Annotated in this window: 19 protein-coding genes; 13 read left to right on the forward strand and 6 right to left on the reverse strand. The window is 35.5% G+C overall.

The genetic code is table 11. The features are described 5' to 3' along the window. The first annotated feature begins 261 nt into the window (after positions 1-261). The 7 genes from PBT91_RS03950 (at position 262) to PBT91_RS03975 (ending at position 4,543) form a co-directional block, all read left to right on the forward strand. The gene (locus PBT91_RS03950) at positions 262-597 is read left to right on the forward strand and encodes a hypothetical protein (RefSeq protein ID WP_270060488.1); all 336 of its coding nucleotides are present in this window, start codon (positions 262-264) and stop codon (positions 595-597) included. A gap of 65 nt (positions 598-662) precedes the next feature. Further along, complete coding sequence (locus tag PBT91_RS03955; RefSeq protein WP_270060489.1) at positions 663-1,100, forward strand: hypothetical protein; 438 nt, start codon at positions 663-665, stop codon at positions 1,098-1,100. Positions 1,101-1,121: 21 nt separating this feature from the next. After that, positions 1,122-1,493, forward strand: coding sequence for a hypothetical protein (locus PBT91_RS03960; protein ID WP_270060490.1), 372 nt, complete (start codon positions 1,122-1,124; stop codon positions 1,491-1,493). Between the two features lie 125 nt (positions 1,494-1,618). After that, the gene (locus tag PBT91_RS03965) at positions 1,619-2,422 is read left to right on the forward strand and encodes an MbnP family protein (protein ID WP_270060491.1); all 804 of its coding nucleotides are present in this window, start codon (positions 1,619-1,621) and stop codon (positions 2,420-2,422) included. 88 nt (positions 2,423-2,510) lie between these two features. Further along, positions 2,511-2,792: a cytochrome c peroxidase gene (locus PBT91_RS17605; protein ID WP_333474226.1), complete on the forward strand. Its 282-nt coding sequence runs from the start codon at positions 2,511-2,513 to the stop codon at positions 2,790-2,792. Further along, positions 2,701-3,555 carry a cytochrome-c peroxidase gene (locus PBT91_RS03970; RefSeq protein WP_333474227.1) on the forward strand — a complete coding sequence of 285 codons (855 nt, stop codon included), beginning with the start codon at positions 2,701-2,703 and terminating at the stop codon, positions 3,553-3,555. The genes PBT91_RS17605 and PBT91_RS03970 overlap by 92 nt, the downstream gene beginning before the upstream one ends. Positions 3,556-3,580: 25 nt before the next feature. After that, positions 3,581-4,543, forward strand: a complete 963-nt coding sequence (locus tag PBT91_RS03975) for a transporter (protein ID WP_270060492.1) — start codon at positions 3,581-3,583, stop codon at positions 4,541-4,543. 141 nt (positions 4,544-4,684) lie between these two features. Here PBT91_RS03975 and PBT91_RS03980 read toward each other — a convergent pair whose 3' ends face one another. Continuing rightward, a complete protein-coding gene (locus tag PBT91_RS03980) occupies positions 4,685-5,368 on the reverse strand; it encodes a cell division ATP-binding protein FtsE (protein ID WP_270060493.1) in 684 nt (227 codons plus the stop codon). Positions 5,369-5,620: 252 nt separating this feature from the next. Between PBT91_RS03980 and PBT91_RS03985 the strand changes: the two genes are divergently transcribed. The 5 genes from PBT91_RS03985 (at position 5,621) to PBT91_RS04005 (ending at position 14,448) form a co-directional block, all read left to right on the forward strand. Beyond that, positions 5,621-8,644 carry a tetratricopeptide repeat protein gene (locus PBT91_RS03985; protein WP_270060494.1) on the forward strand — a complete coding sequence of 1,008 codons (3,024 nt, stop codon included), beginning with the start codon at positions 5,621-5,623 and terminating at the stop codon, positions 8,642-8,644. 33 nt (positions 8,645-8,677) lie between these two features. Then, positions 8,678-10,411 carry a TonB-dependent receptor gene (locus tag PBT91_RS03990; RefSeq protein ID WP_270060495.1) on the forward strand — a complete coding sequence of 578 codons (1,734 nt, stop codon included), beginning with the start codon at positions 8,678-8,680 and terminating at the stop codon, positions 10,409-10,411. Between the two features lie 215 nt (positions 10,412-10,626). Next, positions 10,627-11,751 carry a hypothetical protein gene (locus tag PBT91_RS03995; RefSeq protein WP_270060496.1) on the forward strand — a complete coding sequence of 375 codons (1,125 nt, stop codon included), beginning with the start codon at positions 10,627-10,629 and terminating at the stop codon, positions 11,749-11,751. A gap of 95 nt (positions 11,752-11,846) precedes the next feature. Then, complete coding sequence (locus PBT91_RS04000; protein WP_270060497.1) at positions 11,847-13,472, forward strand: amidohydrolase; 1,626 nt, start codon at positions 11,847-11,849, stop codon at positions 13,470-13,472. A 43-nt stretch (positions 13,473-13,515) separates the two neighbouring features. Beyond that, positions 13,516-14,448 carry a peptidylprolyl isomerase gene (locus PBT91_RS04005; protein ID WP_270060498.1) on the forward strand — a complete coding sequence of 311 codons (933 nt, stop codon included), beginning with the start codon at positions 13,516-13,518 and terminating at the stop codon, positions 14,446-14,448. 67 nt (positions 14,449-14,515) lie between these two features. Here the strand turns inward: PBT91_RS04005 and PBT91_RS04010 are convergent, their stop codons facing one another. Both PBT91_RS04010 and PBT91_RS04015 read right to left on the reverse strand, forming a co-directional pair. Then, positions 14,516-15,157 (reverse strand): peroxiredoxin, encoded by a 642-nt coding sequence (locus PBT91_RS04010; protein ID WP_270060499.1) that lies wholly within the window; start codon positions 15,155-15,157, stop codon positions 14,516-14,518. Positions 15,158-15,311: 154 nt separating this feature from the next. Continuing rightward, positions 15,312-15,872: a thioredoxin family protein gene (locus tag PBT91_RS04015; protein WP_270060500.1), complete on the reverse strand. Its 561-nt coding sequence runs from the start codon at positions 15,870-15,872 to the stop codon at positions 15,312-15,314. Between the two features lie 67 nt (positions 15,873-15,939). Between PBT91_RS04015 and PBT91_RS04020 the strand changes: the two genes are divergently transcribed. Next, positions 15,940-16,275, forward strand: a complete 336-nt coding sequence (locus PBT91_RS04020) for a tRNA-binding protein (RefSeq protein ID WP_270060501.1) — start codon at positions 15,940-15,942, stop codon at positions 16,273-16,275. 5 nt (positions 16,276-16,280) lie between these two features. Here PBT91_RS04020 and PBT91_RS04025 read toward each other — a convergent pair whose 3' ends face one another. The 3 genes from PBT91_RS04025 to PBT91_RS04035 all read right to left on the reverse strand — a co-directional run bounded on the left by PBT91_RS04025 (position 16,281) and on the right by PBT91_RS04035 (position 21,502). Then, positions 16,281-16,988 (reverse strand): potassium channel family protein, encoded by a 708-nt coding sequence (locus PBT91_RS04025; protein ID WP_270060502.1) that lies wholly within the window; start codon positions 16,986-16,988, stop codon positions 16,281-16,283. 7 nt (positions 16,989-16,995) lie between these two features. Further along, positions 16,996-18,759: a TrkH family potassium uptake protein gene (locus PBT91_RS04030; RefSeq protein ID WP_270060503.1), complete on the reverse strand. Its 1,764-nt coding sequence runs from the start codon at positions 18,757-18,759 to the stop codon at positions 16,996-16,998. Between the two features lie 223 nt (positions 18,760-18,982). Further along, positions 18,983-21,502 carry a M14 metallopeptidase family protein gene (locus PBT91_RS04035; RefSeq protein ID WP_270060504.1) on the reverse strand — a complete coding sequence of 840 codons (2,520 nt, stop codon included), beginning with the start codon at positions 21,500-21,502 and terminating at the stop codon, positions 18,983-18,985. Positions 21,503-21,562: the final 60 nt, after the last annotated feature.

Here is a 21,562-nt window from a genome sequence, read left to right on the forward strand (position 1 = left end):
CAATCATCACATTTTCAAATTATCAAATTTATTTTTCAGCTTTCAGCGATCAAAATTTAATATTCAACATAGATAGATTATCGAATCACCGCATTGTCACATCATTACATTATCCATATCTAACTTCTCACTTCTGATCTCTAGAAAAAAGACCTAAATTTTAACTAATATGAAGTCTATAAAATCAGGGTTTAAGTTGAATAGAAATACCGTTTTGCCTATTTTTACAGCGTGAAATATTTGTTTCCCATATTCGCTTTTTTGATCTTGGTAAAGCCCGTTTTTCCGGTGGTGGACTACGTGCTTAATTACGATTATATCGCTAAAGAGTTATGCGAAAACAAAGAGCGTCCAGAATTGGCCTGTAACGGGAAATGTTATTTAATGCAGGCGCTTGCAGAAGCTTCAGAAGAAGAATCTGAACAGAAAAAAGAATCTTCAATTAAAAAAGTAGACATTCCTCTTTTCTATACAGAGAAAGTCGTGCTAATAAATAACAATCAGGAAACTGAAATGGTAGCGCATAGCTTTATATTTCTACCTCAGTTTTACCATTTTCAGAATTCACAGGAATTTTTCCATCCTCCCATTGTTTAAGTTTAATTGCTGAATTTCTAAAATTCGGTTCGATTTTTATTCAATATTAAACTTAAAGATTTTCAATGAAACTTATTTATAAAGCAGCATTACTACTTAGTTTTGCCACACTTGCCCATTCTTGTGCAGAAGATACTTCAGCAAAGAAAAAAGAATACGATAATTTATTCCATGAGGTTTTGGATATTCACGATGAAGTAATGCCAAAGATGGCTGATATTCCTGAACTGTCGAAGCAACTTAAAACCATCGCAGATACTAGTGCTTCCGCAGAAAAATATATGCAAGCTGAAAAAAAGCTTCAAGAAGCAGACAAAGTGATGATGGATTGGATGCATAGCTTTAGCGACGAATTTGTGAAGGATAAAGCGCAAGTTCAGAAAATGAACAATGAGCAACTTCAGCAGCGAATTGATGCATTAGAAGAAGAGCTAGAGGACGTTAAGGCGATGCAGGAGAAAGTAGATTCCAGTATCGAAAACGCAGAGAATCTTATTCAATAATCCTATTTTTATCGATTCTACATGCGATATTTAGGCCTTTTCGTGGTCTTATTTATCCTGTTGAAACCAGTATTGCCGGTTGTGGACTATATTTTCAATTATGATTATATAGTAACCCAGTTATGTATTAACCGTGATCGCCCAGATTTGGCTTGTAACGGTAAATGCTATTTAATGCAATCGCTGGCAGAAGAGGCGAATAAAGAGCACGATAAAAAACAAGCAAACTTAGAAAGTAGGTATAAGCTTCCCGTGCTTTATTTTGAAGATCATCAGTCAATTTTCGATAATCTGACGGATGTTTCCATAAATAAGGCTAAAGTTACGATGCCGTATTTTGCTTCTTATAGTTTCTTGTTTTCCAAAGACGATATTAAGCCTCCAATTGCTTAAAATTCATTTATAAAATTGGCAATATTGATTCTTAAACTTAGAGTCGAGAGCCACTGGTATGTCCAAATTTTAATAAACAATCGCTGCTATACCTATAAAATTGATAGCAGTATAAATTGAAAAAAATGAATTTTAATTATATAAAAATAAGTCTTCTTTTTTTAGTTGTTTCCTTTGCTGCATGCTCATCAGACGATGATGCTGTGGATACCGCAACGGGTGAAAATGAAGTTAGAATCGGGTTTGATAATGGCGTTAATGGTGATGATCTTTTATTAGGTTCGTCTACATATACAAACTCTAACGGTGAAGTTTTAACTATAAATCGTTTCAATTACATTGTCAGTAATTTTGTGTTAATCGATGCTGAAGGAAATGAATATACTTATCCTAAAGATGAAAGTTATTTTGTGATAAGTGAAGAAAATGATCTTACTGAAGTGAGTCTAAAAAACATTCCTGCGGCAGAGTATGTAGCTGTCAAATTTGGTGTAGGAGTAGATCAAGAAAAGTATCAACAAGGTGCTGAAGGACAAGGTGATTTTTTAGAGATTGCAGAGAACAACGAGATGATGTGGTCGTGGCAAGCGGGTTATAAATTTTTGAATTTTGAAGGAACTTTCACCTCAGAAACTGTTACTGAAGCAACAAACTTCAAAATCCATATGGGAAGCCACGGTAGTAGTTTAGATAACTATCGTGAAGTGATTTTAGATTTACCATCGAGAGCATTGGTTAGCGATAAGCTGAGCCCGGTAATTCACATGGCCGTAGATGCGAATAAAATTTTAGACGGTAAGAACAAGATCAAACTTTCAGAGAAAGCGATAGTGATGATTGATGAAGTTAAAAGTCCGCAAATTTCAGAAAATGTTAGCAGTATGTTTCGCGTAGATCATATACATAACGGAGAAAATATTCAGCATTAATAAACTTTGAGCGAACCAGATCTGGCATTTTGTTCTGTTACAGAATGCCTTGGTTTGCTTCAAAATATTTAAAAAAATGATGAATAATATGAAGAAAATCGTATTGCCGATATTGGTGATTTTTGGTCTATTCTCTTGTAGTGATGATGAAGGTGAATATGTTGCCATCAATCGCGAGTTGGATGTAAATATACCTTCAAATTTCCCTGCTATTCAATACGATCTAAGTGCAAACCTGCCAACCGAGAAAGGATTTGAGCTGGGCAAAAAATTGTTTTATGATGGGAAACTGTCCACAAACGGATTTATTTCTTGTGGGTTTTGTCACGAGCAGCGATTGTGCTTTTACGCATCACGGCCATCAATTTAGCCACGGTATTGATGATCTGGAGGGAACGCGAAATGCTCCTGCAGTTCAGAATATAGCATTTCAGAAAGAATATGCCTGGGATGGTGCCACTTCACATTTAGACTTATTTCCAATTATCCCGATTACCAACGAGGTCGAAATTGGAGAAACTGTCTCTAATGTGATTGCTAAACTAAAGTCTGATGGCGAATATCCTCGATTATTTGCTGAGGCTTTTGAAAACGGCGAGGTAAATAACGAATATTTCTTTAAAGCCTTATCGCAATTTATGGTGATGATGATTTCATCAAACTCTAAATATGATAAATATGTTAGAGAAGAAGAAGGCGGTACATTTTCTGAAACCGAGAAATTAGGTCTTGGTATTTTTAAACAGAAATGCGCTACCTGCCATAAAATGGATCTGTTTACTGATGATGCTTTTAGAAATAACGGATTGCCACCATATCCAGGAATTAATGATATTGGAAGAGCTGAAGTAACTGGAAGCGCTGCCGATAATTATAAATTTAAAGTACCCAGCTTACGTAATGTAGCGATTACCGCACCTTATATGCATGATGGTAGGTTTGGGAGTCTGGAATCTGTACTTAATTTTTACGATAACGGTGTGCAGGAATCAGAAACTTTAGATCCTATTTTAAAACAAAACAATCGATTAGGAATCGATTTGAACAGCGAAGAAAAAGCCGCGTTAATTGCTTTTCTGAACACACTAACCGACGACGAATATTTAAATGATAAACGATTTGCCGAATATTAAATATACACTATCGATAATAATAATAATGTTTTGCTTTTATTTAGTGAAAGCTGAAACATCAAAAGATTCTACTGCCGTATTCTCTAATTTCAATTTTGAATACGACGATTGTGACGTATGCGGTTGCGGTAGTAGTGGCGGGAGTATGGGTTATGGTACTATTGGAAATGGTGATTTTGTAGGTCTACGTTATATTCATCAGCAATATAAATCTAAAGACGGGATTTATAATAATTCCCCATGGATCGATGAAAATTTTAATACGCTGCAAGCCTGGGCAAGAATTCCGGTGACTAGAAAAATTAAAGTCAATGTAATTGTGCCATACCATTTCCATAATCGTGAGTTTAACGACGGAAGCACTCAGGATATTAATGGCTTGGGAGATATTAGTATTCTTGGTTTTTATAAGTTGATTTCACCAAAATTAGATGGATTTTTACCTGAACAACAAACAAAATTTAAGCATAATCTTGAAGTTGGAGCCGGAGTAAAATTGCCTACGGGAGAATACGAACGATCCAATAATGAGGGAAGTGTTAACCCAAGTTTTCAGGTAGGAACAGGAAGTTGGGATATTCTTTTTGCAAGCAACTATTCGGTTTCTTATAATAATTGGGGATTGGGAGCTCTTGCAAATTATACCATTAAGACTGAAAACGAAAAAAAATATCATTTTGGAGATCAGTTTACTTATGGAATAAATCTTTACCGCAGTTTTATCACCATGAATGCAAAGACGTTTACGCCAATATCTATTACCCCGATTTTGGGTCTCTCAGGGGAGGTTTTTGGCGAAAATAAAAGTTATGGTTTGCCGGTTAAAGACACCAAAGGCGATATTTTATTTAGCCGAATAGGCGTAGAATCTAATTATGGTAAAATTTCAGGAGGCGTAAATCTTATGCTGCCTGTGAGTCAAAACTTAAATGCAGGAAATGTTGAAGCTAAAATGCGATTAGGAATTCACCTGAATTTCGTATTGTAATTTTATAAAATTGAATAAAAAAAGCTGCTAATTTTAAAATTAGCAGCTTTTTTATATAAAATCGTCTCTCAAATTTAGAAAGTTGGAATAAATAGTTTACTAGCTTCTAACAGCGAAGCGATCCAATATCTAATTTCTAACTTAAACTGTTTTCTGCACGACTTCAAAGACACGTTGGCCGTCACATTTCAGGGTTTTAGAAGGATATTTTAATAATAGCGCATAATCGTGAGTAGCCATTAAAATAGTGTTTCCATTTCGGCTAATTTCTTGTAAAACCTGCATCACTTCTACAGAGGTTTGCGGATCTAAATTTCCGGTAGGCTCATCTGCCAGGATTAATTCAGGATCATTTAAAAGTGCACGGGCAATGGCAACGCGTTGTTGTTCTCCACCAGATAATTGATAAGGGAATTTAAATCCTTTGGTTTTCATGCCTACTTTTTCTAAAACAAAGTCAATTTTTTGATCCATATTGGCTTTGTCTTTCCAGCCGGTCGCTTTTAAAACAAATAATAGGTTGTCTTTAATATTTCGATCGGTAAGTAATTTGAAATCCTGAAAAACGATCCCTAATTTTCGTCTTAAATATGGGATATCTTTTTCTTTAAGTTTTCTAAGATTAAAGTCTACGATACTTCCTTCGCCTTCAGTTAAAGGTAAATCCCCGTATAGTGTTTTCATAAAACTACTTTTACCCGTACCGGTTTTCCCAATAAGATAAACAAATTCTCCTTTATTTACAGTCACATCAACTTCAGAAAGAATAAGATTCTCTCTTTGGTAGATTGCCGCATTTTTCAATTCAAGAACAACATTAGACATACATCAAAACTTTTCAGAATACATAATTCAGGCTAAAAAATACATTGCTAGTTTCTCTAATCTTAATGATATTTCAGCCTTGGATAATCGAAGTCGAAAAACTGACTTCAGATTATAAAATTACGGGTAAATATACAGTTTTAGTACACTGGGCAATTACTTTTTTTACCATTAACATAATTATAGTGTTTAAATGGCGTTTAGAAATAAAGCATTAAATTATCTTTGATCATCAAACTTAAAAAACTATAAATGACAACTGGCAAATCTTACCTATTTGTTGTTTTCTTTTTCGTGGCTAGCTTTGGTTTTTCTCAGCAATCGGCCATTTACACCAATGATCTTGTAAAATTTAATAAGGCGTTAGAACTGTACAATAACGAGCAGTATTTGGCGGCCCAAAAGATTTTTGCAGATGTAAAAGAAGAAGCAACTGACGAGAAAATTAAAGGCGACTGTGCATACTATGTGGCTAATGCTGCTGTAAGGCTTAACCAACCCGGAGCAGATGAACTTATGCAACGTTTTGTTTCCCGATACCCTACCAGTACAAAAACAAATTCAGCCTATCAAGATGTGGCGACGTATTATTTTAATACCGGTAAATATCCACAAGCACGCAAGTGGTATGATATGGTAGACGAAAAAAGTATAAGCCGTGGCGACATGGATAAATATTACTTTAATAAAGGATATGTTTATTTTCAAACCGATGATCTAGATCAGGCTAAAAACTATTTTAATCGTGTTATAGATTCTAAAGAATATGGCGCGCAAGCGAAATATTATATAGGATACATGGCTTATGAGGCTAATGATTACGATCAGGCCAATCAATATTTTGATGAGGTAAAAGGTGATGCTCGTTATGGTAAAGAACTTTCTTATTACCAGGCCGATATGAATTTTAAGTTAGGGAATTTTGAGAAAGCCATACAGCTTGGTAAAGAGCAGCTTCCAAAATCTAATGTGATGGAAAAATCACAGCTTAATAAAATTATAGGGGAAAGTTATTTCAACCTAAAACAATACGATCAGGCAATTCCTTATTTAAAGGAATACGAAGGCGTAAGAAGAAAGTGGAATAACACCGATTATTACCAATTAGGTTATGCGTATTATAAGCAGGGTGATTATGCCAATGCGATTTCAGAATTCAATAAAATTATTGACGGGAAAAATGCGATTGCTCAAAATGCGTATTATCATTTAGCGCAATCTTATCTAGAATCTGGGCAAAAACAGCAAGCTTTAAACGCATTTAAAAATGCCAGTGAAATGGATTTTGATGCGAAAATAAAAGAAGATGCGATGCTGAATTACGCAAAATTGGGATACGAAATAGGGAATAGTTATGAGAGTCCGTCGAAAGTTCTAATCACTTTCTTAGAAACGTATCCAAATTCGGCAAATAAGGCTGAAGCAGAAGAACTTTTAATTAATTCGTTTATCACCTCTGGGAATTTTGAAGAAGCGATGCAGCTTTTAGAAAATAACAGAAATTTTGCTGATAAAGTAGCCTATCAGAAAGTTGCTTATTACTACGGAATCCAACTTTACGAAGAAGGGGATTATTATGAAGCGATCAAGAACCTTGATAAAGCTTTAAAAGAACCTCGTGATCCAAAAATAACTGCAAAAGCAACCTATTGGAAAGCTGAAAGCGAGTTTAATGTGAATAGAATCGACGATGCCATTATCGGATATAAGGAATTTAGCGGAATGAGCGCCGCAGCCGGAACCGAAGAAAAAGCCGATTTAGATTACAATATTGGGTATGCGTATTTTAAGAAAAACGAATATGCACGTGCCATCGATTATTTTAAAAAGTATGCTGAAAATAACCAAAATGACATGGTTAAAAGAAACGATGCGTACTTAAGATTGGGAGATAGCTATTTTGTAAACAGCCAGTATTGGCCAGCAATGGAATCTTATAATTCTGCGATCGCAAATGGCGTAAGTAATGCAGATTATGCAGCATTCCAAAAAGCAATTAGTTACGGATTTGTAGATCGTAATGAACGTAAAATTGAAGATCTTTCAGGATTTAATAGTAGTTATCCAAGATCTGCTTTTCGTGACGATGCCCTGTACGAATTAGGGAATACCTACGTAGCCACCAATAATACCTCTCAGGCAATTTCAACTTACGATCGTTTAATTAGAGAAGTGCCGGGAAGTGCTTTAGTACCAAAAGCAATGTTGAGACAGGGATTAATTTACTATAATGGAAACCAAGGCGAAAAAGCTTTAGGCCGATTTAAAAAAGTAGTAAACGATTATCCAAATACTCCAGAAGCTATGGAAGCGGTCTCTACCGCCAGAAATGTGTATGTAGATTTAGGAAGAACCGATGAGTATGCGAGTTGGGTAAAGAAGATTGATTTTGTTGAAGTAACCGATGCCGATTTGGATAATACTACCTATGAAGCTGCCGAAAATCAATATTTAGCCAACAATACTTCTAAGGCAAAATCTAATTTTGAAAAGTATTTAAGAAGTTTTCCTAACGGAATCCACGCTATAAATGCAAACTATTATTTGGCAGAGATTCAATATCGGGAAGGTGCAAAAGATGCATCGGTTTCTCATTTTAAATATGTAATTGATAAACCAAATAACGAATTTACTGAACAATCTTTAGCACGACTTTCTCAAATTTATCTTGAAAAGTCTAAATATCGGGAAGCAGTACCATTATTGCAGCGTTTAGAAAAAGTGGCTGGGGATACCCAAAATACGATTTATGCACAATCGAATTTGATGAAATCTTACGACGAGATGAATCAACCTCGCGAGGCTGCAGCGTATGCAGATAAAGTGCTATCGAATACTGAAGCAGATAAACAGGCAAAAACAGATGCCCAGCTAATCGTTGCGAGATCTGCAATTAAATCTGGTAACGAAGCTAAAGCGAAACAAGCCTATGCTGAAGTTCAAAAAACAGCTACAGGAGAATTAGCGGCCGAGTCTTTATATTATGATGCTTATTTCAAAAATAAAAGCAATAACTACGAAGCTTCAAATGCTGCGGTACAGATATTGGCCAAAGATTTTTCAGGATATAAAAAATGGGGAGCGAAAGGTTTAGTGCTTATGGCGAAGAATTTTTATGCCCTTGGGGATGCTTATCAGGCAACTTACGTTTTAGATAACGTAGTTAAGAATTTTGCCCAATATCCGGAAATCGTTCAGGAAGCAAAACAAGAGCTTTCTAAAATTAAAGCTGAAGAGGCCAAAACTAATTCTTCAGTACAAACCGGAAACAATTAAAATATAACCTAACAACAATTTAAGCAATCATATATGAAATTTGTTTCAATAAAAAGAAGCTTGTTTTTATGTCTGTTTTTAGTGAGCGGCTTTGCATTTGCTCAGGATCCAATCGACAGCGAAACAGTAACGGTGGTGAAACCCTATTCACCGTCGGTTAGGGAAGCTTCCAAAATAAAAGCAGTACCGGGAAAAGCCGATTCGGTTAGTACCACAAAAAAATCAGTAAAATATAATATTTTTTCTGTTCCGGTAGCATCAACTTTTACACCGGTTAAAGGTAGAGCAACCAGAGTAGAGCGTGAACGTGCGCCCAAAGCTTACGACAATTATGCAAGTTTAGGCTTAGGTAATTATACTAATGTTTTGGCTGAATTTTATAGTAATATCGAAGTAAATCGCGATCAGAATTTCGGGGTTTATTTGCTTCATAATTCGTCTCAGGGAGGTATAGATGGAGTATTATTGGATAATAAATTCTACAATACTTCACTGAATCTTAACTACGGAAGTAAGGATCGTGATTATTCCTGGAATACAGAGCTTGGTGTTCAACATCAATTATATAATTGGTATGGGGTTTCTGAAGAATTACCACTAACGGATACTGAAATTCTTTCTATAGATCCCCAGCAAAACTATTATTCGGTATTTGGTGGCGGTAATATTGAATTTTACGATTCTTTTTTCAAAAGAGCTGATCTTGAAATTCGACAAACAGGTGATGCTTCTGGCACTTCAGAACAAAAAATAGATTTAAACAGTACGCTCGAATTTAATATCGCAGATGAATTAATTACCACAGATATTCAGGCTAACTTTTTGAATGGATCTACAGATAGATTTTATGCTGCTGATATAGAAAATAAATATAGTTTTTTGAACGTGGGAATCAATCCAAGTTTATTGATTTTGAGAAATGACCTAACCTTAAATATAGGAGCAGCGTTTTTCTATAGTTCAGATATAGAGAATAGTGATGGCAATTTTTATTTATATCCAAAAGTAACGGCAAGTTATAAATTAGTAGAAGATTATTTTACACCATATGCTGGTTTAGAAGGTGGGTTGAAACAAAATTCGTATTACGATTTTGTACAACAAAATCCATATGTGTCTCCCACATCCATGGTGGCACCAACAGATAATCTTTACAATTTTTATCTAGGAGCTAAAGGGAAGTTGACTAATACAATTTCCTATAATTTTAGAGGAGGGTATAATGCAGAAGATGTTAAACCACTTTTTGTAAAGAATAATTATGATCCTACTATTGGTGAAGGTTATGCTTATGGAAACTCTTTTGGTGTAGTTTATGACAATGTAAAAACGCTTTCGTTTTACGCAAATGTTAGTGTAGATGTAAGTGATGATTTTAGATTGGGTATTACCGGAGAATTTTTTGATTACGATACCGATATTCAAGATGAAGCTTGGAACCTGCCAGCATATAATGCCGATTTAACTGCCGATTATCAAATCACAGATAAGTGGTATGCCGGCGCAAATTTATTTTTAGTAGGGCAGCGAGAAGCGATGGGTATCGTAGATAACCGTCCCGTAGATGCAGGTATCGATAGGGAGCCAATCACTTTGGATAGTTATTTTGATGCAAATGCTCATTTTGGTTATCGCATCAACGATCAATTTACTGCATTTGTAAAAGGTAGTAACCTTTTAAATAATGATTATCAACAATGGAGTGATTTTCAGGTTCAGGGAATTCAAGTTCTAGGTGGAGTAACCTACAAATTTGATTATAATTAAGATCTTGTAATTTAAGCGAGAATAGGCGATCAGGTAACTGGTCGCCTTTTTTATTTTAGAAGACTATAAATATCTGCTATAATTCTTACAATCAATTTAAAAACTTCTTAGTTTTGCCGTAAATTGATAACAATAACAAAACATTGGATCAATAAAATTAACAATGTTTGTATGTTAATTTGCATCCAAATTTGTCAATAACGTAAGAGAATTTAATGGCTAAGAAATTCAAACGAATTAACCGGGATCGTCCTTATCTAAACATCCTGGATTTTCTTGTAAAAGAAAGAACGTTCCTGGGGATTATTATGGTGGGAATTATCGTTGCAGGAATTTCTACTGGTTATGGTAGAGCAGCGATGTGGGTAGGTTTCTTTTTTGCGGCATACGCTACTGTTGCCAATGATAGTATCCAATCATTAGGAACTTTTATAGAGAGTAATAAGGCTCGAAAATGGTGGATTCTCTGGCTTTTTGTAGGGGCAATCTTTTTGATAACCGTTACGTGGAGTTTTATTAATTACGATGGAGATGTTACCTATCAGCGTCTTTTAAATCCAGACGGTACATCAGATTATCCCCATCCAGAGAAATTTAGTTTCTTCCAGATCATTGCTCCATTGGTACTTCTTATTCTTACCAGAATGCGAATGCCGGTATCGACTACATTCCTTATTTTAAGCGTTTTTAGTGCCGATACATCAGGGATAACCTCTGTGATAGGTAAAAGTTTATCAGGCTATGTTATGGCTTTTATTTTGTCTTTTGCAGTATGGTATTTGTCTTACAATGCAATTAGAAAATTCTTTAAGAGCCGAAAAGCCCATACTGGATGGATGGCAATACAATGGATTGTAAGCGGTTCACTCTGGGCCGTATGGGTAATGCAGGATGGTGCTAATATTGCGGTATTTTTACCAAGACATCAAAGTGTATTTCAGTTTATCATATTTGCAACCACTATATTTTTGGGACTTGGTTTGCTTTTTTATTTACGTGGCGATCGTATTCAGGAAGTGGTTAGCGAAAAGTCAAGAATTTCTGATATTCGTGCAGCTACACTGGTAGATTTAACCTATGTAATATTATTGATTTATAAACTATTTATTAGTACTGTTCCTATGAGTACTACCTGGGTATTCCTTGGGGTTATTGGTGGTCGTGAAATTGCGATAAGTCTTGCTCGTAAGAAAAAGGGAAAGAAGCATAGAAATAAGGCTTTTAGATTAATAGGTCGAGATTTTGCTTATGCCTTTTTAGGGCTAATTATTTCGGTAGCTCTGGCAGCAGCGGCAAATAAGAGCATTCGGGATGCAATCTTTGCAGGTATAGCGGGCTAAATTCTCAAACATTTTCTTAGAAAACATATAATTTCAATCAAATGCACCTTAGCTGAGGTGCATTTTTTATTTTTACATTTATCTAAAATTAAACTATGCATAAATTTTTTACAATTTTAATATTAGCAATTGGCCTTTATTCCTGTAATTCTAAACAGAAAGTAGATTTGATTGTAACTAATGCAAAAATATATACTGTTGATGAAGGTTTTTCTATTGCTGAAGCTTTTGCAGTGAAAGATGGCAAGTTTGAAGCTATTGGAACTACTTCAGAAATTACTTCAGGATACGTAGCTCAGAAAACAGTAGATGCAGAAGGAAAAGCGGTATATCCCGGTTTTATAGATGCACATGCACATTTTTATCGATTGGGTCTTCAGCAGCAAATGGTCAATCTGGTTGGTACTAAAAGATTTGAAGATGTAGTAGCGAGAATTGTTGAATTTCAGCAAAAAAATGGAAAAGATTTCATAACCGGTGGCGGTTGGGACCAAAACGATTGGGAGAATAAAGAATTTCCAACCAAGGATACTTTAGATCGATTGTTCCCGGATACGCCTATCGCTATAAGCCGAATAGATGGCCATGCGCTTTTAGTGAATCAGGCAGCTTTAGACAAAGCAGGGATTACTAAAGAAACTACTTTTGAAGGTGGTGATATCGAACAGAAAAATGGTGAATTAACCGGGATTATAGTAGATAACCCCATGCAGTTAATTTTTGATGCGCAACCAGAACCTAGTTTAGAAGACATAGCGCTAGCACTTCTAACCGCGCAAAAAATGTGTTTTGAATATGGCTTAACTACAGTTGTAGATGCGGGTATAGATCGTGATGTTATAGAACTTATGGATAGCTTGCAAAAGCATGATGATTTTAAAATGAGAATCTATGCGATGATTAGCAATACTGAAGAGAACCTGAACTATTATCTGGATAAAGAGCCATATAAATCTGATCGTTTGAATGTACGTTCGGTTAAATTTTATGGAGATGGAGCGTTAGGGTCGCGTGGGGCAGCTTTAAAGGAGGAATATAGCGATCGTCACGGTCATTTTGGAGCGTTACTTTCTCCTATTGAAGATTTTAAAAAAGTAGCAGCTCGAGTAGCCAACTCTAAATATCAATTAAATACACACGCCATTGGAGATTCAGCAAATTATGTAGTTTTAAAAACTTATGACTCTTTATTGAAAAATGAAGCTGACAGAAGATGGCGAGTAGAGCATGCACAAATTATTGATGAGGATGATTTTAAATATTTCAGCAAAAATATAATTCCTTCAGTACAACCAACACATGCAACTAGCGATATGTATTGGGCAGAAGATCGACTGGGTGAAGATCGCTTAAAAGAAGGTGCTTATGCCTATAAAAAATTATTGAATAAGGCAGGATTAGTAGCTTTAGGAACAGATTTTCCGGTAGAGAAGGTGAGTCCGTTTCTAACTTTTTATGCTTCCGTAGCAAGAAAAGATATCGATAATTATCCTGAGGATGGTTTTATGATTGAAGAAGCATTAAGTCGTGAAGAAACTTTAAAGGGGATGACCATCTGGGCTGCTTATGCCAATTTTGAAGAAAATGAAAAGGGGAGTATAGAAAAGGGTAAGTTTGCCGATTTTATAATCCTAAATGAGAACATTATGGAAGTTGATGTAACTGAAATTCCAGACATAAAAGTTATAGGAACTTACGTAGGCGGAGAAAAAGTATTTTAAAAAAATAGAAAACATTATCTTTGCTGAAATTAAAAAGAAAAAAATGGATAACGGAATATACGCTAAGTTTCATACCACTAAAGGTGAAATTTTAGTAGCATTAGAATATGAAAAAACTCCAGGTACGGTAGGAAATTTTGTTGGTCTTGCTGAAGGTAATTTAGAAAACGGAGCAAAACCACAAGGAACGCCATATTACGATGGATTGAAATTTCACCGTGTAATTCCTGATTTTATGGTGCAGGGAGGAGATCCTCAGGGAACTGGTGTTGGTGGTCCTGGATACAAATTTGAAGATGAAATCCATCCAGAACTTAAGCATGATGCTCCTGGAAAATTATCAATGGCAAATGCAGGTCCTGGAACTAACGGAAGTCAGTTTTTTATTACGCATGTAGAAACTCCTTGGTTAGACGGGAAACATACTGTTTTTGGAAGTGTAGTAGAAGGACAGGATATCGTAGATAAAATTGCGCAGGGCGATAAAATAGAAAAATTAGAAATTATTCGTGAAGGCGAAGATGCTAAGAACTGGAATGCTGTCGAAAGCTTTCGCCAATTTAATGGTGCAAAGGCAGAACGTGAAGCAGCAGCTAAAAAGCAACAGGAAGAATTGATTGGTGAATTAGCACAAGGTTTCGAAAAAACTGAAAGCGGTTTACGTTTTAAAATCGAAAAAGAAGGAGATGGTATAAAAGCAGAAAAAGGAAAAACCGTTTTGGTACACTACAAAGGTCGTTTAGCAGATGGTACTGTTTTCGATTCTTCTTACAAAAGAAATCAACCTCTTGAATTTCCTGTTGGAGTAGGGCACGTAATCGCTGGTTGGGATGAAGGTATATTAAAGCTAAAGGTTGGCGACCAGGCAAGATTTGTTATTCCTTCTCATCTTGGTTATGGTGAACGTGGTGCAGGTGGTGTAATTCCTCCAAACGCTACGCTGGTTTTTGATGTAGAATTGATGGATGTTAAATAGTATATACATAAGCATAAAAAAAAAGCTGCTCGATCGAGCAGCTTTTTTTATTTCAGATTCCTAAAAATTAGTCCAAATTTGGTTGTGGAGTCATTCTTAAGTATGGTTTTACTTCTTTATACCCTTTAGGAAAAAGGCCTTTAGCATCTTCATTAGAAACTGCCGGACTAATAACAACATCTTCACCATGTTTCCAGTTCGCTGGAGTGGCTACTTTGTGATATGCAGTTAATTGTAACGAATCGATTACACGTAAGATTTCTTCAAAATTTCTACCAGTACTTGGTGGATAAGTGAGCGTTAACTTTACTTTTTTGTCTGGATCGATAATGAAAACAGATCTTACGGTAGCTTTATTATCTTCGTTAGGATGAATCATCCCATAAAGGCTTGATACATTTTTATCTTCATCCGCTATAATTGGATAATTAAGCTTAACTTCCTGAGTTTCTTCGATATCTTTAACCCAACCTTTATGCGATTCTAAATCATCAATACTTAAAGCAATGGGTTTTGTATTTCGCTTATCAAATTCAGCTTTATAATTTGCCACTGTTCCCAACTCGGTTGTACAAACTGGCGTATAATCTGAAGGGTGAGAAAATAAGATTCCCCAACTATCACCTAAGTAATCGTAAAAGTTGATTTTGCCTTCTGTGGTTTCCGCGTCAAAATTTGGCGCTGTATCCCCTAATTTTATATTGCTCATAATCTGATCTTTTTTAATTTGAATTCAAAATTAAAGAAAATTCAATTAAATAACCTATTAAGTCGATAGGATAAAGATGATTTATGAAAAATTTAACCTAGGCTTGATATTTAATAGAGGGCTAGTTAATTTTGGTTCTTTTTCGTTTAGAAATTTAAGCCTGCTTCCATTTAATATTACAACCAATGCTTGGTTTTTGATCTTCAGAAACTGCTCTACCTGCAAGGATGGCTTCCATTGCATTTCTTAGATCTTTCCCTGTAACAGGTTTTTCATTTCCTGGTCTAGAATCATCTAACTGGCCGCGATAAGCGAGTTCTAAATTCTCGTCGAAAAGAAAAAAATCTGGTGTACAAGCCGCATCGTAAGCTTTGGCTACACTTTGATCTTCATCATATAAATACGGGAAAGTATAACCTTCATCTTTAGCATTTTGTTTCATTAATTCAGGACCGTCTTGTGGATAGTTTTCTACATCGTTGCTGGAAATTGCTACGATTCCGAATCCTTTTCCCTGATATTCTTCACCTAGTTTCGTGATTTCTTTGTTTACATGCTTAACAAAGGGGCAGTGATTACAGATAAACATTATTAAAGTCCCCTTGGGGCCTTTCAGCGCTTCTAAATCGAATGTTTTATCGGTTACGGTATCATGTAATTCGAAGGCTGGCGCTTTTGTTCCAAGGTCCAGCATATTTGATGGTGTACGTGCCATATTTTTTACTTTAAATTTACAAATTTGTACTCTAGAATATTTAAATTTCGAGAGAAATACAAATGCTATGGAAATAAGTTGGAGAGACTTTGAGAAAGTGGAAATGCGAGTAGGGACTATTATTGAAGTTATAGAATTTCCCGAGGCTAGAAAACCAGCCTATAAATTGAAAATCGATTTTGGAAAACATATTGGTTTTAAAAAGACTTCTGCCCAAATCACCACTAACTACAAACCACAAGACTTAATGGGAAAGCAGGTTGTTGCTGTGGTTAATTTTCCTGATAAGCAAATTGCAAATTTTATGAGTGAGTGTTTGGTTATGGGCGCCGTTGGCGATCATAATGACATCACATTAATCGAACCCGGTTTGCATGTAGAGAATGGACTAAGAATTGGCTAATAAGCTTATAGATTTCTCTCGTTTTTCTCTTGATCTTCTAAAAGTTTTCTCATGTCTTTTTTGTTGCCGTAGATCACCATAATATCATCTTTATATAATTTGGTCTCTGCTGAAGCAACTCCTTTGATATTGGTGATTTTTTTAGGTGCACCAAGGTCGTTTTTGCCTTCGGTGATTTTCATTGTTGTAAGAATTATCAAATTATAATCTTCCCTAAAACGAATATCTTTCAACATCTTATTGTCGTATTGTTTAGGCACCTGAATTTCGATAATACCGTAATCTTCGTTAAGCTCAAAACTATCTATTACACCACGCATGTTTAGTTTCTTAGCCCAACGTTCGGCAGTTTCTTCTTCAGGATGTATAATTTCATCTACGCCCATAGCTTCAAGAACCATTTCCTGCAAACCTTGCTGTGCCCGGCTAATAAGTCTTTTAACATTCAGCTTTTTCATCAATGCAGTGGCCATAACATTGGCGCCCTTATTTTCGCCTATAGCTATTACAACCACATCTGTATCTCTTATTGGTAAATTGGATACTGCAGCAGAATCTGTTCCGTCAAGATTAATAGCATGCGTAATCTTATCTTTAATGGCCTCTATACGATCCATGCGCAGATCTACGCCAATAACTTCATTATTTAGTGCGGTTAGCTTTTGAGCTAAAGATGAACCAAAGTTTCCTAATCCAATAATGATATATTTCATAATGTTATTAGTTAATTAAAACTTCCTCTGTAGGGTATTTGTAATTTAAGTGTTTAACGTCGGAAAGAAATGCTGCCATGATAGTAAGCATGCTTACTCGGCCGGCAAACATGGTTGCTACCAATACTATTTTTGAAGCGCTGGAAAAGCTTCCGGTAATCCCTAAGCTTAATCCCACGGTACTATATGCCGATATACATTCGAAAGCGACGTCCAAAAGGTGCATTTCAGGATCGAAATAAGAAATTAATAAAATAGCGAAACCAACAAAAAGCATCGATAAGCTCATTATAGCAAAAGCTCTACGTAATGAGTTATTTGCAATTTCCCGGTTATAGACTTCTACACGATCTTTTCCTTTTGCCAAACTCAGGAAATTAAGAGTTGCAATAGCTATGGTACTAGTCTTTATACCACCACCTGTAGATCCTGGCGAGGCTCCAACCCACATTAAAAACATAATAACCATAATGGTAGAGAAATTAAGTGCGCCCATGTCTACAGAGTTAAAACCGGCAGTTCTGGGAGTGGAAGATCCAAAAAATGAGGCTGCTAATTTTCCAAAGAAATTATAATCTTTTAAGGTATTATTGTATTCAAAAAACATGAAAAATACCATTCCGCCTACTAACAACACAGCTGTGGTAACTAGCACGATTCTTGAATTTAAATTTAAAACCCAGGGCATATTTACCGGTTGATCTGGTCGTTGTAAACGTAGGAAATTCTTTTTCACAAAATATTTTCCGAATTTGTAGATATTTAAAACAATTGGAAATCCTAAACCACCTAAAATAAACAGTACTGCAAGAATGATATGTAGCGGAAAGTTTAGGCGATATTCTGGTTGATATAAACTATATTCTAAAGTAGAGAAACCAGCATTACAGAATCCTGATATTGTATGAAAAATCGAGAAGAAAATACGATCTCCTATAGTATCAAATAATTTTGGATCCAGACTGAAATAAATAAATACAGCGCCAATAAACTCGAATATAAAAGTTATAAATAAGATCTTTTTTAAAGCAGAAAAAACTTCACCAATAGTTTCAGAATCGGTTACGTTTTTCATCATTAATTGATTTTCGTAAGAAGTGCTTCCTCGAAAAAAGTAACTAAAGTAGCTAGCGAAAGTCATAATTCCCAGTCCGCCTAGCTGTATCAAAATTAAAAGAATCGTTTGTCCAAAAAGGGTAAAATAGCTACCTGTGTCTACAACAATTAATCCCGTAACGCATACAGCACTGGTAGATGTAAATAATGCGTCAAGAAAAGAAATTCCATCATGAGTAGCCTTTGGCAACATAAGGCAAAGAGTACCCAATATAATTAGTATCAAAAAGCTTAATATGAAAAGTTGCGCAGGATTGATGTCTTTGCGGTTTATTTTCAATTCAAATCGCGAAAGTTCCCGGACAAAATAAACGATAAGAACCAGATAGATCCATCCCATTTTATTAAAGAACTCAAAGAAAATGATATTTTCTCGTATAAAATTAACTTGAGCAAGGGCAAGCAAACTAAAGAGACTGAAAATAACGGTATCGAAAACCTTAACTTTTTTATCAAATATTTCGTTAGAGATAAAATATCTTATAGCAATTGAAGGTATTCCTAAGAGAAGCGCAATAAAATAAAATGTCCTAATTTCAACCTGAATAAATTTATCGTGCGAAAAACCTAAATCGAAAATAACAGCAACTACCGCAAAAAAGCTTAGCCAAAAAGAAAACCTTCTTAGGTATTTTAAAATCTTAAATTTACTCATACACTACTTAGATTGGGTAGTTTTCAGTTGGTTTAATAAGTGCTAAGAAGACTTTTAAATTGAGCGCAAGATAAAGAGAAATGCATAAATAGCGAGGAAGTTTGTTTTAAATAAAACAAAAAATTAAATCCGAATTACGAGTTACGGTAAAAAAATAAAAAGGGAACTATCGAAATATAGCCCCCTTTTTTATCTAATTTTAATTTTCAGTATTCTAATTCTATTACATATGATCACCAAAGAAAATTGCATTCATAAGTAACTTATTGGTTCCGTACCAAAAAGCTCTAAAATTGGTGTTGTCTGTAAAATAAATTACGTTTCCTCTGCCAAGGCTTCCTTTTTTGAATGGAACGGTGTTTTTGATTTCCTCATTTTTTTCTTCGCTAATATATCCACTCAATAAGGGATCGTTAGTATACTGGATGGGATTATTATAGCTTTGATCATCTGCTTCGATAAAAGTAGTGGTATTTCTAAATAAAGCTAAATGATCGCTGGTATAACCAAAAGCGATAGGGTGAGAACGATCTAACTTTGCTTTAAAAATAGCTCCACCAATTCCCTGTGCTCCATAAAAATCACGACGTTGCTCAAAGCTTACGTTTTTTGCTTCAAGATCATTAGTTTTAATTTCTAAATCCAAAAGTTTATTAGCATTTAAGAATCTAGCAGCATTTCTGTAAGCGATTAAAGTTCCGCCGTTTTTGATCCAGGTTTTTAATTTTTCAGTGTCACTTTCGCCTAATGCAGCCCCCCAACTATTCACTAAAATAATATCGGTGTAACGGCTAAGATCTGCCCTTCCAAAATTACGAGTATTCAATTTTGTAACTTTAATATCGTAGCGTTGATCGAATAAATGCCAAATTTCTCCGGCATCATAAGGAGTAACACCTTCACCAACTAAAAGCGCGATTTCCTGATTTTCTAACGGAAGGAAAAATCGACTTCCTAAATTAATTCCTGAAGTTAATCCTGTACCAACCGCATCAATTTCAATATTAGAAGATTCAGCAACGTTTTTGATAAAATCGAAAAGCTCTTCTTTATTAAGTTTCTGGTTCTGAACCGGAATCATAATACTTCCGTAGTCATATTGCTTATTTTTTGTTCCAAATTCCTGCATCGCTACTTTGGCTCGTAATCCTTTATTTAAGACCATATTTAACGCCTTTGGCGCATTATAATCGTGCCATTCCATAACGTAAGCGTAATCGCTTTTTTCTACGGAAGGAATCGCTGGTTTTTCTAATTCAGTGATTCTTTTTCCTGCATTTGTTAAAGAAGCATCTTCGGTATAATCTACATTGAAAGCTAAAGGAAATGTCCAAGCTGAGATATCGTAGAATAAGCTATCCTTAAAACTGGTTCTTTTTTCGAACATGGCTTGTACCAATCGATGCTGACGTTGATTTTTTGGAATGATATAAGAAGAACCTGGTTTGTAGGTTTTTCCGTTCTCGGTAAATTCTTCTGTTACAGGATGAATTTCAATTTGGTGTCTTTTCATAATTTCAGCTAAGTAGTAAGCTGAATTTGCATCTTTACTGCTACCAAAAGCCCAGGCTCCTTTACCGGCAGAATTTCTGGCGTTTTTATAAAAATCACGCTGATAATTCAACAATTTTACTCGCATGTTTTTGGCTGCTTTTAAAGTAGAAAGTGCTGCGGTAAATTGGTTTCTAATGGTGAAAGGAAAAGTCAAAATTCCGTTATCGGTTTCCTGAGCATGGCCACGAGAACTAGCCTGCTCGAATAAGATTCCGATACTTCCGTTGATGTCTGGGAATGTAGAGCCTTTTCCGTAGTAAAAATCATCATAGCTTTCTTCAGTAAAATAAAAACTTCCTAATTTGTCAAAAGCTTCGGCATGATAATTTCCTATTTCCCGAGTTAATTCCTGGTTTAAATCTGGTGTTAATGGATGTGTTCTTGATGGAATTCCCGGTTGAAAGAAAAATGAAGCATTAGAGCCCATCTCGTGATGATCGGTTAAAATGTTAGGATACCAATCGTGAAATGTTTTGATTCTCGCTCTAGATTCTGGCAATTGTGCTGGCAACCAATCTCGGTTAAGATCGAACCAATAATGGTTGGTACGCCCACCAGGCCAAACTTCGTTGTATTCGCGATCTTGTGGATCTGCATTAATATTTGCACTACGATTGGTATTTGCCCAGTAGGCAAAACGTTGCAGACCATCTGGATTAAAAGAGGGATCAAAAAGAATAATGGTGTTTTCCAATAATTCTTGAATCTCTTCGCCTTCAGCCGCAGCCAAATGATAAGCAGCAACCAAAGCAGCATTGGTGCCGCTGGGTTCATTCCCATGAATCGAAAATCCCTGATTCACTATAATCGGCATATCTTCAGTATTAATATCTTCAGATCCTGCTTCCACTAAAGCTTTATGATTTTGGCGAATTTGATCTATGTTTTTAATATTCTCTTCCGAAGATATGGTTAACAACAATAAAGGTCTGCCTTCGTAAGTGGTGCCACGATTTTCTAAGCTAATGCGTGGGGATACTTCAGCAAGTTTTTTCATGTAATTCACCAATCTGTCGTGGCTAACATGCCATTGGCCAGGTACAAAACCTATCACATCCTGAGGTTTGGGGATTGTAGGATTGTAAGTAATATTTTTTGGCAAATAGTAATCGAGTGTTAAGGTATCGAAGTCCTGTGCCTGCGAAGCAATAGAGAAAATAATTAATAAAAGTGTAATAACTCTTCTCATAATGTTATTTGGTTTGAGGTATGAAACAAAAAAACCGCCTCTGGTTAGGAAGCGGTTTGT

This window comes from Zunongwangia sp. HGR-M22 (assembly GCF_027594425.1).
Lineage (GTDB): Bacteria > Bacteroidota > Bacteroidia > Flavobacteriales > Flavobacteriaceae > Zunongwangia.

Coding starts and splice junctions, on each gene's coding strand:
- PBT91_RS03955 (WP_270060489.1), top strand. CDS start 663: ATGAAACTTATTTATAAAGCAGCATTACTACTTAGTTTTGCCACACTT.
- PBT91_RS03960 (WP_270060490.1), top strand. CDS start 1,122: ATGCGATATTTAGGCCTTTTCGTGGTCTTATTTATCCTGTTGAAACCA.
- PBT91_RS03965 (WP_270060491.1), top strand. CDS start 1,619: ATGAATTTTAATTATATAAAAATAAGTCTTCTTTTTTTAGTTGTTTCC.
- PBT91_RS17605 (WP_333474226.1), top strand. CDS start 2,511: ATGAAGAAAATCGTATTGCCGATATTGGTGATTTTTGGTCTATTCTCT.
- PBT91_RS03970 (WP_333474227.1), top strand. CDS start 2,701: ATGATGGGAAACTGTCCACAAACGGATTTATTTCTTGTGGGTTTTGTC.
- PBT91_RS03975 (WP_270060492.1), top strand. CDS start 3,581: ATGTTTTGCTTTTATTTAGTGAAAGCTGAAACATCAAAAGATTCTACT.
- PBT91_RS03980 (WP_270060493.1), bottom strand. CDS start 5,368: ATGTCTAATGTTGTTCTTGAATTGAAAAATGCGGCAATCTACCAAAGA.
- PBT91_RS03985 (WP_270060494.1), top strand. CDS start 5,621: ATGACAACTGGCAAATCTTACCTATTTGTTGTTTTCTTTTTCGTGGCT.
- PBT91_RS03990 (WP_270060495.1), top strand. CDS start 8,678: ATGAAATTTGTTTCAATAAAAAGAAGCTTGTTTTTATGTCTGTTTTTA.
- PBT91_RS03995 (WP_270060496.1), top strand. CDS start 10,627: ATGGCTAAGAAATTCAAACGAATTAACCGGGATCGTCCTTATCTAAAC.
- PBT91_RS04000 (WP_270060497.1), top strand. CDS start 11,847: ATGCATAAATTTTTTACAATTTTAATATTAGCAATTGGCCTTTATTCC.
- PBT91_RS04005 (WP_270060498.1), top strand. CDS start 13,516: ATGGATAACGGAATATACGCTAAGTTTCATACCACTAAAGGTGAAATT.
- PBT91_RS04010 (WP_270060499.1), bottom strand. CDS start 15,157: ATGAGCAATATAAAATTAGGGGATACAGCGCCAAATTTTGACGCGGAA.
- PBT91_RS04015 (WP_270060500.1), bottom strand. CDS start 15,872: ATGGCACGTACACCATCAAATATGCTGGACCTTGGAACAAAAGCGCCA.
- PBT91_RS04020 (WP_270060501.1), top strand. CDS start 15,940: ATGGAAATAAGTTGGAGAGACTTTGAGAAAGTGGAAATGCGAGTAGGG.
- PBT91_RS04025 (WP_270060502.1), bottom strand. CDS start 16,988: ATGAAATATATCATTATTGGATTAGGAAACTTTGGTTCATCTTTAGCT.
- PBT91_RS04030 (WP_270060503.1), bottom strand. CDS start 18,759: ATGAGTAAATTTAAGATTTTAAAATACCTAAGAAGGTTTTCTTTTTGG.
- PBT91_RS04035 (WP_270060504.1), bottom strand. CDS start 21,502: ATGAGAAGAGTTATTACACTTTTATTAATTATTTTCTCTATTGCTTCG.